Genomic DNA, 13,864 nt, shown 5'->3' with positions numbered 1-13,864 from the left:
CAAATGACTCAAACCGATTACAAAGTAGCGGACATGGCTTTGGCCGATTGGGGCCGTAAGGAAATCAAAATCGCTGAAACCGAAATGCCGGGTTTGATGGCCTTGCGCGCCGAATACGGTGCTCAGCAGCCGTTAAAAGGCGCCCGCATTGCCGGCTGCTTGCATATGACGATTCAAACCGCGGTGTTGATCGAGACCTTGACTGCCCTGGGTGCCGAAGTGCGCTGGTCGTCTTGCAACATCTTCTCTACTCAAGACCATGCCGCAGCGGCGATTGCCGCAGCCGGTATCCCGGTATTTGCTTGGAAAGGCGAGACCGAAGCCGAAGCCGAATGGTGTATCGAACAAACCATTCTGGGCCCTAACGGTTGGCGTCCGAACATGATTCTGGACGACGGCGGCGACCTGACCAACATGATGCACGACAAGTTTCCGGAGCTGATGGCAGACGTCAAAGGCTTGTCGGAAGAAACCACCACCGGCGTATTGCGTTTGACCGAAAGGGTTGCCAAAGGCAGTTTGAAAGTACCGGCGTTCAACGTCAACGACTCTGTAACCAAATCCAAATTCGACAACCTGTATGGTTGCCGCGAATCCTTGGTCGATGGCATCAAGCGTGCCACCGACGTGATGGTCGCTGGCAAAATCGCCATCGTCTGTGGTTATGGGGACGTGGGTAAAGGCTGCGCGCAATCACTGCGCGGTTTGGGCGCCACCGTTTGGATTACCGAAGTTGACCCGATTTGCGCGTTACAGGCGGCGATGGAAGGCTATCGCGTGGTAACGATGGACGAAGCCGCTTCACAAGGTAACATTTTCGTCACCGCGACCGGTAACGTCCATGTCATCACCCATGACCACATGAAAGCGATGCGCGATCAGGCCATCGTCTGCAACATCGGTCATTTCGATTCCGAAATCGATATCGCTTCGTTGCGCCATTACACCTGGGAAAACATCAAACCGCAGGTCGACCACGTGATTTTCCCGGACGGTAAGCGCATAATCGTGTTGGCCGAAGGCCGCTTGGTAAATCTGGGTTGCGCAACCGGCCACCCGAGCTTCGTAATGTCCAACTCGTTCTGCAATCAGGTATTGGCGCAGATCGAACTGTGGACCAACGCGTCGGCTTACGAAAACAAAGTCTACATTCTGCCGAAAAAACTCGACGAAAAAGTGGCGCGCTCGCATTTGGCGCAAATCGGCGTGAAATTGACCCAGTTGTCGCCGGAGCAGGCCGCTTATATCAACGTGCCGGTCGAAGGTCCGTACAAACCGGAACATTACCGTTACTAAACGGGCATTAATCCGCTATAAAGGGGCGCAAGCCCCTTTTTTGTGTCAGCCATGAACAATAAAACCATTGTCGAACGCGATCTCGCCGTGCTCTGGCACCCGTGTAGCCAGATGAAGGATCACGAGCGCAATATGCCGATGATTCCGATCAAGTCCGGCCAGGGAGTCTGGCTGGAAGATTTCGAAGGTAAGCGCTATCTGGACGCCATCAGTTCTTGGTGGGTCAATCTGTTCGGTCACAGCAATCCCACCATCAACCAGGCGCTCAAGACTCAACTCGACACGCTGGAACATGTCATCCTGGGTGGTTTTACCCATCAAGCGGCGCTGGAACTGGCGGAAAAGCTGGTGGAAATAACTCCGCCGGGCCTGGATAAATGCTTCTATGCCGATAACGGCTCGTCGGCAATCGAAATTGCGCTGAAGATGAGCTTTCATTATTGGCGTAATCTCGGTCAAAGTGGAAAAACCAAATTCATCACGCTGGAAAACAGTTACCACGGCGAAACCCTGGGGGCTTTGGCGGTTGGGAATGTCGCGTTGTACAAGGAGACTTACGGACCGCTGTTGATGGAGGTCATCACGGTTCCCGGGCCGGACTGTTACTACCGTGAGCCCGGCGAAAGTTGGGAGGCCTACTCGATTCGGCGGTTCGCCGACATGGATCTGACGCTTGCCGAACACGCGGATCAGGCTTGCGCCGTCATCGTCGAACCGCTGGTACAGTGTGCCGGCAATATGCGCATGTATCACCCCGTTTATTTAAAAATGTTGCGCGAGGCTTGCGATAAATACGGCGTGCATCTGATTGCCGATGAAGTCGCGGTCGGCTTCGGGCGCACCGGCACTCTGTTCGCTTGCGAGCAGGCCGGCATCAGCCCCGATTTCATCTGTCTTTCCAAAGGTTTGACCGGCGGCTACTTGCCGTTGTCGGCGGTCTTGACCGGCAATCCGATTTATCAGGCGTTTTACGACGATTATCAAAATTTGACCGCATTTCTGCATTCCCATAGTTACACCGGTAACGCTTTGGGCTGCCGAGCGGCGCTGGCGACCATCGACATATTCCAAACTGAGGACGTTTTGGGCAGAAACCGCACCTTGGCGGCGGTGATGGCAAACGCACTGGATCGTTTTCGCGATCACCCAAACGTCGGCGAAGTCCGGCAAACCGGCATGATTGCCGCGATCGAGTTGGTAAAAGACAAACAGAGCCGAGAAGCGTATCCCTGGCAGCAGCGGCGCGGATTGCGGGTTTACCGCCATGCACTGGCGCAAGGGGTATTGTTAAGGCCGCTCGGCAACGTGATTTATTTCATGCCGCCTTACGTGATAACCGAACAGGAGATAGAGCTGATGGTGGACACGGCCTGGCAAGGCATTCAATTGGCGGTGCAAGACTGATGCGGGTATCGCGCTTATACGTTGACCTGGGGCTGAACGTTGGTCGACATATTGAGTTGAACGATGCGGCCGGACATTACCTGCGCACGGTGCTGCGATTGAAACAGGATCAGGAGATCGTGCTGTTCAACGGCCGTGGTGGCGAATATCGCTGCCGGCTCGAGGAAGTGAGCCGGAAGCGGGTAAGCGTGGCCGTCGAACAATTTATCGACCGTTCAGTCGAGTCGCCGCTGGCGATCAATCTGGGGTTGGGTATTTCGCGCGGCGACAGAATGGATTGGGCCGTACAAAAAGCGGTCGAATTGGGGGTGGCCAGTTTGACGCCGTTGATTAGCGAGCGCTGCGTGATCAAGTTCGACGACGACAAGAAGCAACAACGGCAACAGCATTGGCAAAGCATCATTCAGCATGCTGCCGAGCAATCGGGGCGGACGCATTTGCCGGAATTAAATCCTCCGCTCGCATTAGCTGATTGGGTCGACGGTCAATGCGGGCTCAAGTTGTTTTTGGATCCTTATGCCAAGCAAGTGTTCTCCGAACTTAATCCGGGGGGCGAGGGCGTGACTTTAATGTCCGGGCCGGAAGGCGGATTTAGCGACCAGGAACGCGAATACGCCAAAGCGGCCGGCTTTGTCCCGGTTAGAATGGGTGGCAGAATTTTGCGCACCGAAACCGCGGTGCTGGCCGCGTTGGCCGCCGTGCAAACCTTATGGGGCGATTTTCGTTGATGCGCGGGTTGGCTTCCGCTCTGGCGCCTTTGCTGTTGTTGGTAATGCTGGCGATGCTGGCCAGCGTGCTGGGTTACGCTGTGCTGAAGCTGGCCGGAGACGTTTTGTCCCTGGCCAAGATTGTCAGCAAAATTACGCTGGTATTGCTGCTGCTCAGCGTATTTCCGTTAAAAAAGTATCTACAACTCAGTTGGACGGATTTGGGATTCGCGCCGTTGCCCCATTTTCTCAAGCAAGTCGGCAACGGTTTTGCATTGAGTTTGGTCACTTTGCTACCGGTCTTGCTGATTTTGTACCTGCTGCAAGTGCATGTCTGGGACGATAGCCGGATTTGGGCTTGGGAAGCGTTTGCTGGTAAAGCTTTGCTGGCATTGCTATTGGCGATGTTGATCGCCGTCGGCGAAGAATTGTTGTTTCGCGGTTTGCTGTTGAGCGGCCTGCGCCGGCAAATGCCGTTGTATGCTGCTATGTTTGCGAGTTCGCTGTACTATGCCGCGCTGCATTTCTTGAAAAGTTCGACGCCAATCGCTTATGCCGATATCACACCATTTAGCGGCTTGCCGTTGCTTGCCGAGGCATTTGCCAATTGGTTCAATCCGGCAATCGTTAGTGCCTTTATTGCTTTATTCGCGGTCGGACTATTCCTCGCCGTACTAAGAAGTCGTGAGGGGCAAGGATTGGGGTGGTCGATTGGCTGTCATGCCGGGTGGGTCTGGCAGATCAAACTCAGTCGGGATTTGTGCAACGTCAATTTGCAGGCTGATTCGGTTTATCTGGTCAACACCTATTACGACGGTGTGATTGGCCCACTGGTGGCTGTCTGGCTGACGTCGGTATTGATTGGTTACGGGTTGTATGTCAGCTACATGAGGTCACGCTAAGCCAAGCGGCGGCGGGAGGGTGGATTGAAAAAACCGTTGCAACAGTTCGCACTGTTTTGCAATATTCCGTTTAATTTTTGTTTTTACTGCGTAACAAGAGGACATGATCATGCGCAATAACAACTATCTGCTGGTTTCCCTTATCATGCCCGTTTCGGCGTTACTGCTCGGCGGTTGCGCCAGCGAGCCGGCGCCGAAAGCGTCCGCCGAAAAGATCTTGTCGGGCGAACAAATGCTGCGCGACAGCCAGGGCATCGCTCAATTGGGCAGTCGTTGGCAGGAAGGCAAGCAAATGGTCGAGCGCGGGCAGGCCATGCAGCGCGAGGGTCAGATCAAAATCGACGAAGGGCGGAATTTGATTGAAGAAGGCCAGAAAATCATGCGCGAGAGCGAAGAAGGCTACAAAAATCTGAAGCAGTGATCTCGGCTAAAAAACCGGCCCGAAGCCTTGACGGTTGGGCCGGTTTTTTAATGCCGATTGTAGCCGGATGAATGCAGTGGAGAGTATGCCAATAGAGTCGGATTAAACCGGAGAATAGGTTCTTGGTTTCGGTTTGCGGGCGAGGCGTATCACGGTTTTGGCTTTCGGTTGCTTGGTCGCATGAATTTCAATCGCTTCCGAAACAATATTACTGCACAGCGGGCACAGAGACGTATCCGGCAAAAACCGCAATTCGTCGGCTGTTATGTCGTCACCGCAACGCGAGCAAAAGGTTAGCGGCTTTGAAATCGGTTTCATAATATCCCTCCTGGTGGTCTGACGGGTGAGGATAAACTCAATCCAAGCTACCTTTTGTCGATATGTCGTCACTTCTGAAGATGCACTGTTTGGGTACTGTGAAAAGGTCGAAAGTTCCGGCCTCGAGTCTGCTTAAGCGCGTAACAAGTGTGTGTTTTCACTGCTCCCCGAACGTCGGTCCGGCCGCTGTATGATAGCGCTGCGAACGCCAAGTGCATATGATCTTCTAGCGTGAGTGATTGCTGCCAAACCCGTTTTGTCGCATTTGCAAAAAAAATGCGGCCTATTTTCGAATTTAATCTTCACCTCGATTCGAAATGAGCGCTATTATTTATTGAAAGTATTCGAAGAATGCTGGTCAATAACCTTGACGACAGTGCTCTGAGCTCTCAGCGTTAAATCGGAATCCAAAAGCAAAAATGAATCGACTTTTCTTGCGCATATCATTACTGACGGTTGCGGCAATTCTACTGAATGCTTGCGGCGGCGCACCGGTCAAGCGCGATAAAATTGCCACTGCCCGTCCCAATTACGTACCGCAGCGCCAGGCTTACCAAGCGCCGCCTCAGAGCTACCGGCCTGCCAGCTATTCTGGGGTTTTTCTGAAGCCGGCGTCGTTGGAGCCGGCTGTGGAATTCTGGCGTAAAACCTATGCAGTCTGGCAGCGTTCCGAAGTCGCTTTCCACGACGACCGCTATTTGGACGTGATTTATGAAGTCATGACCTTGCCCGGTTACGTTGCGGAAGGTCTGACCGTCGAACAAAAAGATATGATCAGTCAGCGGCGTGATTACTGGAAGGCGCAATTAGCGGGATTGGAAAGCAAATTACGCTACGGCGCGGCTTTGACCCCCGGGGATAGGCTGTTGATTGCGAAACTGGAAGCTAACGGGCGTTCTTTGTCCAGTGTGCTGGCTGGTGCAGATGCTCGGGTGCGTTCGCAGCGCGGGACGCGTGAGCGGTTTAAGCGCGGGTTGGAAATTAGCGGGCGTTACGATTTGCAGTTCAGAAAAGTGTTCCGCGATGCCGGTTTGCCTGAAGACTTGGCCTATCTGCCGCACGTCGAATCCTCATTTCAACCGGGCGCCAAGTCCTCGGCTGGTGCGGTCGGCATGTGGCAGTTCACCAAAGCAGCCGCTAAAACCTTTATGCCCGGCGGTGGTGTAGTCGATCAACGTTTCGATCCTTTCGCGTCGGCAAACGGTGCCGCGCGATATTTGAGTTATGCATACGGAAAGTTGGGCGACTGGCCTGCTGCGGTTACCTCCTACAATCACGGTATCGGTGGTATGAAGCGGGCTCAAAACCAGGTTGGCAGGGATTTCGCTCAAATCGTGGAAACTTACGATGGACCGGCATTCGGTTTTGCGTCCCGGAACTATTACGCGCAGTTTCTGGCTGCACGCGAAATTGCCTCGAATCCGGAACCGTATTTTCCGGAGGGCGTGCGCTACGAAACACCGCTGGCTCCGGGGCAATATTTGGCCGAAGAGTAGTCTTGCACCCTGCTTAATGCCGAAAGCCTCAAGAGGGGACGGCGTATATGCAGAGCCTAATCTAGGGTAATGGACTTTGCTCGCTAGTTGGTTCCAGACAGAGCTCCAGCGACACTATTAACCAAACGGTTTTTAAGTTATCTCCGCTTAACCTCCAATAGCTGGCCGGGAATAGTTTCATTAGTAACCTGGCCCGGCGTTTCCGGCGGTGTTTGGTGGAAAAGGCTCAATTTTTATCCCGGCGTCAGATGTGCGGTTCGAACGCAGCTCTGCGGCTAAGTCGATGGTGTGGTCAGTAGCAGCATGCGCCCGCGGAAAGTTGGCGGAGCTCCATTCACGCTATTGGCTGTGGCTTTGTCGGTTTAGGCACGCTTGGTGCCGAGTTTTTTGTCATAAAAAGGTAATATAGCGCTGCTAAATTCCGCATATTCTCGGAATCATTACACTTAAGATGACTATGTCGAATTTGAACGTCCTGGTTGTGGAAGACGAAGACGCCATTAGGGAAATGCTGGTGATGGTGTTGGAGCAAGCGTCGTTTAAAGTGTTGGCGGTAGCCAGTGCGGAGCAGGCGCGGGAAAGTCTGGCGGATAATATGGTGGATTTGATTGTGCTGGATTGGATGTTGCCCGGAATCAGCGGCGTTGAAATGGCCAGACGCCTGAAAAGCGAACCTGGCTATAAGGATCTGCCAATCATTTTGCTGACGGCGCGCGGCGAGGAAGAGGATAAGATCCGCGGCCTGGAGATCGGTGCCGACGACTACATCACCAAACCCTTTTCGCCCCGGGAATTGATTGCCCGGATTAAGGCCGTAATGCGGCGTAGCGGCAAACTCTCCGAATCGGGTCAATTGAGCATTGGCGACTTGACGCTGGATGCCGAGCAGCACAAGCTGACGATAGACGGTCGAAGCCTGGAAGTCAGCCCGACGGAGTTCAGACTGATGCAGTTTTTTATGACCAATCCAGACAAAGTCTACAGCCGTACCCATCTACTGGACCAAGTTTGGGGGCGTAGCGTTTACATCGAAGAACGCACGGTGGATGTGCATATCCGCCGCCTGCGCAAAATTCTGGCGGAATACGGCCGCGAAGAACTGATACAAACGGTACGCGGCTTCGGTTACCGGTTTTCCTTGGCGAATTAATCTTACATGCAGCGTTGGCGGCGGGAAAGAAACATTGCGATCGCGCTGGTCGTGCCGGCTTTTGTGGCCAGCGTCTTTGTTGGTCATTTGAGCGAATTGCTATTGCTCGTAATTTCTTACCTGCATATCAGCCAGACGGCAAGCATCAATAAATTGGAACGCTGGCTGAGCCAGGGCGGCCAAGGCGAAAAGCCCGATTTCAAAGGAATCTGGAGCGATATTTACTATCACGTCTATAAAATCAGGAAGAGTCAGAAGCGGCGTAAGAAAAAGCTGGGCAAGATGCTGGACAGCTTTCGCAAATCCACTGGCGCCTTGCCCGATGCGGTCGTCGTATTGGGCAGCTACGGCGAAATCGAATGGAGCAACAAAGTCGCTCATGATTTTTTGGGTTTGAAAAAGTCCGACAACGGTCAACGTATTCCCAATTTGGTTCGTCATCCCTTGTTCATCCAGTATTTAAAAGAGCAGGATTACCGCCACAAGATTTGCATCCCGTCGCCGGTCAATGAAAACATGTTTTTGCAGATCGGTATCGTGCCGTACGGCTCGGGTTTGCGATTGTTGATGGCTCAGGACATCACCTTGCAAAAAAACATCGAACGGATGCGTACCGATTTTGTGGCAAACGTTTCGCACGAACTACGTACGCCATTGACCGTGTTGCGCGGTTATCTGGAAACGCTGCAGGAAATGGACAGCGGCAGTGGGGTTTACAGCCGCTCGTTTCAAAACATGGCAGCCCAGACCGAACGCATGCAGGCTTTGATCGACGACTTATTGCTCTTGGCACGGTTGGAAAGTAAGCAGAAGAAGTCGGAGTCGGTAGCCGTAGCCGCGTTATTGCATGAGGTTTGTCAGGAGAGCGATTTACTGGAAAAGGACGAACGCCGCGTCGAATTGCATGTCGCCAGTGGTGCCAACCTGCTGGGTGACGCCTCCGAGCTGCGCAGTGCCTTCAGCAATCTGTTGGTCAACGCGTTGAAATATTCGCCGGCGACTTCGCCCGTCAAGGTCGTTTGGCAAGACAGCGCCGATGGCGGGGCGTTTTTGGAAGTCGAAGATTTCGGGCCGGGTATCCCTGCAGTCGATATCCCGAGGATTACCGAGCGCTTTTATCGAGTCGATGTGAAACGCAACCAGAAGATCGTTGGTACCGGTTTGGGATTGGCCATTGTTAAGCACGTGTTGGTAAGGCACGATGCCAAATTGGATATCGACAGCCAGTTGGGGCGGGGTAGCCGCTTCCGTTGCCAGTTTCCGAAGCAACGCATTTGCTGATTCGCATTAGATGTCAACAAGGCTTTCCGGCTTAAATTTCGTCCGTCATGTTGGCGAAGGCATGGCCGGCCGGAGCGCTGCTTTTCAGCGCTTGTGCGGCGACTTGCTGTAAGCGGTCGGCGTCGTCGGCGTCGTCGGGACACACCGCAATCCCGATGCGGCAGTACAATTGTAAATCCTGCGCTTGCTCGTCAACCACAAACGGCTCGCCGAGTTTTTGGCTGATCGTGTCGGCGATGCGTTCGATATGATCGATTTTTTCCAGATCGGTCAGGATCAACCCGAATTCCACACCGTCCATTCGCGCGACTAAATCGGTTTCCCTGACGCTACGCAAGATGCGTTGTGCCGCTTCTCGTAAAATGTGGTCTCCGGCTGTGTAGCCCAAGCGGTCGTTCACCTCCTTGAACTTGTCGATGTCGATCAGCAGCAATGCCAGAAACAGGCCGCTGCGATGAGCTTTTTTGATTTCCTGGTCCAATCGGTCGTAAAACATGCGGCGGTTGCCGATACCGGTCAAAGGATCGAAGTAGGCTTGTTTGCGTAATTGTTCTTCGTTAAGTTTGCGTTGGGTTACGTCGAAAAATAGGCCGATGCGGCGTAGCGGCAAGCCGTTGGCATCGAAAACGGTATTGATGCTGAGTTGTTCGACGTATAGTTCGCCGTTTTTACGACGGTTCCAAATTTCCCCGTGCCACTGGCCCAGGCTGTTGATGGTTTGCCACATGTCCTGAAAGAATCCGGAATCGTGGCGGCCGGAACCGAGAATACTGGCGTTTTTACCAATGACGTCTGCCGCTTCGTAGCCTGTAATCTCGCTGAAAGCCGGATTGACCGAAACAATCGTCGCATCCACTTCGGTAATCATCATCCCCTCGTTGCAATTCTGGTAGAAAAGCATGGCCAATTGGCGGTTTTCGTCGGCAAGTTTTTGAAGCGTGATGTCCTGGATGATCCCCGTCATTCTTGGGTATAGGCTATGGTGGCGACCGGAACCGCGAATCCAGCGAATTTCGCCATCCAATCGGCGAATTTTGCATTCGAAATTCCAATTGCTGCGGTCGCGGCGGGCGTGGCGGAAGTCTTGGTCGACGGTGTCCCGGTATGTCGATACGACGTGACCGAGAAAGGTTTGGTAAGTCCAGACCGGTAACAGGTCGTCGTAGCCGAAAATCCGGTCGTGGATCGGAGTGCGCATCACGGTTTCTGTTTCAAGGTCGAGATCCCAGGCGCCGGTGTCTATGGTTTGCAACGCAAAGCTCAGGCGGTTTTCGCTTTCTTGCAGTGCTTGGGCTTTTTGCTCGCGGTCGTAAAGCATTAACGCCAACGGAATGCCGACACAGGCCAGGACCAGTAAATAGAGCCAAATATTCAGCAGACCGGCTTGCAAATCGCCGGAGGCAAACAGGCCGCACTGGCGCTCCAATCCCCACAGAGACTGGATCGCGGTTATGCCAATCAGGAGCATCACGCCGTGGCGTCCGAAGCGAGCCGCCGCCCAAACCACAAACAGAAAAGTCCAATACCCGCGGGCGTAACCGCTGATTACATCCGGACACCAACCCAGAAATATCGCTTGGCCGCTGAAAAAACTCAGCGCCAAGAAGGTCGCAGTTTCCGGCAGACGTTTGACGACGAACCAGCCAGTTGGCCATTTTCGCCAAATCAGAATGCAAGGGGTTACTAAAGCGATACCAAACAAATCGGCCATCCACCAATGCAGCATGCTCGGAAACAACTGGTCTTGAGTCAGGTAACCGCCCAGCAACAACGCCATCGGCCCGATCAGCGCACTGAAACAGGCGGCAACCGCGCCGGTGACGGCCAGCCACGCGAAGTCGCTCGGGTGGCGCAGTTTGATCGAAAAACCGGGGTTGCCAAGCAGGAGCCAAGCGCCGATCCACGATTCCAGAGTGTTGCCGGCCGCAATAAAGGCCGAGATTGTCCACGAGTCGCCGACCAACAAACCCGCGATGAAAGCGCCTGACAGTACGCCGGCCCAATAATGTTTGGCATTCAACAAAAATGCGGCCAGACCCAGGCCAGCCGGAAACCAGATCAGTGTGACGTTTCCGCGGTCGGAAAAAAAAGCCAATACCAGCTTGGCCAAGCCGGCGTAAAGTAGCGCCAAGCCAATGATTTTCAGTCCGATTATCCAGCGGGGCGGGAGCTTCATGGAGTGTCGTAAACGCGGCCGTAGTCCATCAAAGTGTATATCAGTGCCGCTTATTCTCCATGGTCTGGCGGCCGATATAATGCGACTTGATCGAGAAAAACGCAGACAAACGGGCGGATAATTTTATAATTGCCGCCATTTTGAGCTTGGCCTAGAGGTAGGAATGGTTTCCGAAACGGTTATTGAATTGTCTCGCTCGCAGTTTGCGATCAATGCAGTACAGCATTTTCTATTTGTACCGCTGACGGTAGGCTTATCGTTTTTCTTACTGGTATTGGAAACTTGGGGGCTGGCTGGCGGCAGGGGCGATTACCAAACCTTATGCCGGTTTTGGGGCAAGTTGTTCGCACTCAGTTTCGGATTGAGTCTAGCGTCGAGTGTGGCCATGCTGTTCCAATTCGGTGGCAATTGGTCGTATTTTGCTCACTATGCCGGCGATGCCTTTGCCGGGCCGGTGCTGGTCGGAGTTTTGGCAGGCTTGTTTACGGCGGCGAACGCTTTGGGCTGGATGTTGTACGGCTGGGACAGGTTGGGGGGCTTTCCGCATCTTCTCGCTACCCTGGCGGTGTGCTTGGGCTGCCATTTGATATTGTTTGGTTTTTCGGTCGCCAGCGGCTGGATGCAATATCCGGTCGGTGCCGAATTCGACGTACAGGCGTTGCGGATGGACATGGCAGATTGGCGTGCCGTGTTATGCAATCCGGTGGCGCTGGCCAAATTCGCCCATAGCTTGCTTTCCAGCTATGCGTTGGCAGCCGGGTTCGTGTTGGCTATCAGCGCCTATTACCGGCTAAGGTCGGCCGAAACGGGGTTGTCCGGGCCGTCGTATTCCATTGCTGTGGGGCTGGGCTTGCTGGCGATTGTTGCTACCTTGTTGTTGGGAGACGCCGGCATTTACAAACAAAGTTCGTTTCAGCGCGGCAAGCTGATGGCAATTAACGGCCTGCCTGCCGACGACATTCTGGCGCAAAACCGGCAACGAATCGAAAACGGTGTCCGCGCTTACGCCATGTTGCAACAATTGCGCGACGATAACCCGCAAGCGCAATTGTGGGAGGAATTCGGTGCCGCTAAAGCCGATCTTGGTTACGGATTGTTGCTGAAACGTTGGAGAGACGGTGTGGTCGATGCTAGTCCGACGCAAATTGAGCAGGCGGCGCAAGCCAGTTTGCCGCCGGCAGCGCCCCTGTATTGGGGGCATAAGGCCATGATCGTGTTCGGTGTGTTGGCACTAGTGACGTTTTTGACAGCCGGTTTCGGTGTCGTGACCGGCAGCCGGCAGCCGTGGGTGCTGAAGTCGGCAATGTACGCATTGCCTGCTACTTGGTTGGCCAGCGTTGGCGGTTGGTTCATCTCCGAATTCGGCGACCAGCCTTGGATTGTGGTCGACATTTTGCCGACATGGTTGGCGGTATCGACTTTAACGACTAGCGACTTGGTACTCGGTTTGGCTGTTTACGCCTTAGCGTATTCCGGGTTACTGGCCCTGGCGATTCTGCTGGCGATGCAATTGATAAAACAGGGAGCGGCGTCAGCTCAGGAGGGCGGCGATGCTTGATTACGATATTTTGCGCTTGTTGTGCTGGGGGCTGCTCGGTTTATTTACGGTCGGTTTTGCGTTGAGTAGCGGTCTGGAAATGGGCGTGGCGCTGTTGTTGCCGTTTTTGCAGTTGTCCGAACCCCAACGGCGGCAGATCGCTGCCAGACTGGCGCCGCTCAGCGCGGGAAATCAAGCCTGGCTGGCTGCAGTGATCGCGGTGTTGTATGCGGGCTGGCCCACGGTCTATGCCGTGGTGTTTTCCAGCTTCCAGAATTTGCTGTTGTGCGTGATACTGGCCGTCTGTATCAGGCCGATCGGTCTTTACTTTAGAAATAGCCTCGAGCATCCGGATTGGCTGCCGTATTGGGATAAGGCGCTATTTCTCAGTGGATTGTTGCCCGTCGTCGTGTTGGGCCTGCTGGCGGGAAATTTGTTGAAGGGTTTTCCGTTTCATCTGAGCAGCGACATGCATATCGCTTTTTTGGGTAGTCTGGCCGGCCTGTTCAACCCGTTTGCAATGTTGGTTGCGGCCTGTTGTCTGGCGTTGTTGGCCGCTTACGCAGCAGTCTATTTGCAATTGCACGGCGATCCTGAGTTACAGTTACGCGCAAAAGCGGTGGCGCAAACTACGGTAATTCTGTTTTTATTGTTATTTGCTTTGTGTGGCGGTTGGATTACCCATTTGGAAGGCTACCACGTCACTACCGAAATCCTGCCGGACGGCGTTTCCAATCCGTTGGCCAAATTCGTCAAGCGCGGCGACGGCTTGTGGCTGGATAATTACGAACACGAGCCGGCGTTGTGGGTGATCCCCGGTCTGGCTTTCCTCGCCGGCATCGGCGCCTGGGTGCTGTGTAAGTTCGATCGGGCGTATTGGGCGTTGTTAGCGCTGGCGGTGGCGCTGGCCCTGGCAGTGCTGACCTTAGGCGTATCAATGTTCCCGTTTCTGGCGCCGTCCAATATATCGTTAAACAGTTCGCTGACGCTTTGGGACGCCAGCGCCAGTCAAACCGCATTGACGGGGTTGCTGGGGTTTGCCGGGCCGGCTCTGCTGGTTATGGCGGTAGCGACGCGGGGGCTGTTCAGAATTCTGCGTTAGGCCGTTTTGACGGAGCCGGGCTAACTGGCGCTTTCTAATCAGGCTTAACTTTGATAAAACCGTATATCGATAAC

At 54.0% G+C, this 13,864-nt stretch carries 11 protein-coding genes; 10 read left to right on the top strand and 1 reads right to left on the bottom strand.

The annotated features are described in order from the left end of the window. Positions 1-3: 3 nt before the first annotated feature. The 8 genes from ahcY (at position 4) to phoR (ending at position 8,975) form a co-directional block, all read left to right on the top strand. Positions 4-1,296 (top strand): adenosylhomocysteinase, encoded by a 1,293-nt coding sequence (gene ahcY, locus PL263_RS11720; RefSeq protein WP_278209561.1) that lies wholly within the window; start codon positions 4-6, stop codon positions 1,294-1,296. Between the two features lie 51 nt (positions 1,297-1,347). Then, positions 1,348-2,700 carry an adenosylmethionine--8-amino-7-oxononanoate transaminase gene (locus PL263_RS11715; RefSeq protein ID WP_278209560.1) on the top strand — a complete coding sequence of 451 codons (1,353 nt, stop codon included), beginning with the start codon at positions 1,348-1,350 and terminating at the stop codon, positions 2,698-2,700. Further along, positions 2,700-3,428 (top strand): 16S rRNA (uracil(1498)-N(3))-methyltransferase, encoded by a 729-nt coding sequence (locus tag PL263_RS11710; protein ID WP_278209559.1) that lies wholly within the window; start codon positions 2,700-2,702, stop codon positions 3,426-3,428. Before PL263_RS11715 ends, PL263_RS11710 begins: the two co-directional genes overlap by 1 nt. Further along, positions 3,410-4,309, top strand: a complete 900-nt coding sequence (locus PL263_RS11705) for a CPBP family intramembrane glutamic endopeptidase (protein ID WP_278209558.1) — start codon at positions 3,410-3,412, stop codon at positions 4,307-4,309. Before PL263_RS11710 ends, PL263_RS11705 begins: the two co-directional genes overlap by 19 nt. Before the next feature lie 109 nt (positions 4,310-4,418). Then, positions 4,419-4,730 (top strand): hypothetical protein, encoded by a 312-nt coding sequence (locus PL263_RS11700; protein ID WP_140910900.1) that lies wholly within the window; start codon positions 4,419-4,421, stop codon positions 4,728-4,730. A 752-nt stretch (positions 4,731-5,482) separates the two neighbouring features. Beyond that, positions 5,483-6,544: a lytic transglycosylase domain-containing protein gene (locus PL263_RS11695; protein WP_278209557.1), complete on the top strand. Its 1,062-nt coding sequence runs from the start codon at positions 5,483-5,485 to the stop codon at positions 6,542-6,544. A 457-nt stretch (positions 6,545-7,001) separates the two neighbouring features. Then, positions 7,002-7,694: a phosphate regulon transcriptional regulator PhoB gene (gene phoB, locus PL263_RS11690; RefSeq protein WP_140910923.1), complete on the top strand. Its 693-nt coding sequence runs from the start codon at positions 7,002-7,004 to the stop codon at positions 7,692-7,694. Positions 7,695-7,700: 6 nt separating this feature from the next. Next, positions 7,701-8,975 carry a phosphate regulon sensor histidine kinase PhoR gene (phoR, locus tag PL263_RS11685; RefSeq protein ID WP_140910897.1) on the top strand — a complete coding sequence of 425 codons (1,275 nt, stop codon included), beginning with the start codon at positions 7,701-7,703 and terminating at the stop codon, positions 8,973-8,975. Positions 8,976-9,006: 31 nt separating this feature from the next. On the opposite strand, the gene PL263_RS11680 is transcribed toward phoR, so the two are convergent. Further along, complete coding sequence (locus PL263_RS11680) at positions 9,007-11,151, bottom strand: sensor domain-containing diguanylate cyclase (protein ID WP_278209556.1); 2,145 nt, start codon at positions 11,149-11,151, stop codon at positions 9,007-9,009. A gap of 163 nt (positions 11,152-11,314) precedes the next feature. Between PL263_RS11680 and PL263_RS11675 the strand changes: the two genes are divergently transcribed. Both PL263_RS11675 and cydB read left to right on the top strand, forming a co-directional pair. Next, positions 11,315-12,709 carry a cytochrome ubiquinol oxidase subunit I gene (locus PL263_RS11675; protein WP_278209555.1) on the top strand — a complete coding sequence of 465 codons (1,395 nt, stop codon included), beginning with the start codon at positions 11,315-11,317 and terminating at the stop codon, positions 12,707-12,709. Beyond that, complete coding sequence (cydB, locus tag PL263_RS11670; RefSeq protein ID WP_278209554.1) at positions 12,702-13,790, top strand: cytochrome d ubiquinol oxidase subunit II; 1,089 nt, start codon at positions 12,702-12,704, stop codon at positions 13,788-13,790. Before PL263_RS11675 ends, cydB begins: the two co-directional genes overlap by 8 nt. Positions 13,791-13,864: the final 74 nt, after the last annotated feature.

Origin of the sequence: Methylomonas sp. EFPC3 (genome assembly GCF_029643245.1) — a bacterium.
GTDB classification, from domain to species: domain Bacteria; phylum Pseudomonadota; class Gammaproteobacteria; order Methylococcales; family Methylomonadaceae; genus Methylomonas; species Methylomonas koyamae_B.
The sequence above is the reverse complement of the archived record's forward strand: the minus strand, read 5'-3'. Positions and strand labels throughout refer to the sequence as shown.

Excerpts from the sequence above, each read along its gene's own strand:
- ahcY (WP_278209561.1), top strand. The coding sequence starts at position 4 with ATGACTCAAACCGATTACAAAGTAGCGGACATGGCTTTGGCCGATTGG.
- PL263_RS11715 (WP_278209560.1), top strand. The coding sequence starts at position 1,348 with ATGAACAATAAAACCATTGTCGAACGCGATCTCGCCGTGCTCTGGCAC.
- PL263_RS11710 (WP_278209559.1), top strand. The coding sequence starts at position 2,700 with ATGCGGGTATCGCGCTTATACGTTGACCTGGGGCTGAACGTTGGTCGA.
- PL263_RS11705 (WP_278209558.1), top strand. The coding sequence starts at position 3,410 with ATGGGGCGATTTTCGTTGATGCGCGGGTTGGCTTCCGCTCTGGCGCCT.
- PL263_RS11700 (WP_140910900.1), top strand. The coding sequence starts at position 4,419 with ATGCGCAATAACAACTATCTGCTGGTTTCCCTTATCATGCCCGTTTCG.
- phoB (WP_140910923.1), top strand. The coding sequence starts at position 7,002 with ATGTCGAATTTGAACGTCCTGGTTGTGGAAGACGAAGACGCCATTAGG.
- phoR (WP_140910897.1), top strand. The coding sequence starts at position 7,701 with ATGCAGCGTTGGCGGCGGGAAAGAAACATTGCGATCGCGCTGGTCGTG.
- PL263_RS11680 (WP_278209556.1), bottom strand. The coding sequence starts at position 11,151 with ATGAAGCTCCCGCCCCGCTGGATAATCGGACTGAAAATCATTGGCTTG.
- PL263_RS11675 (WP_278209555.1), top strand. The coding sequence starts at position 11,315 with ATGGTTTCCGAAACGGTTATTGAATTGTCTCGCTCGCAGTTTGCGATC.
- cydB (WP_278209554.1), top strand. The coding sequence starts at position 12,702 with ATGCTTGATTACGATATTTTGCGCTTGTTGTGCTGGGGGCTGCTCGGT.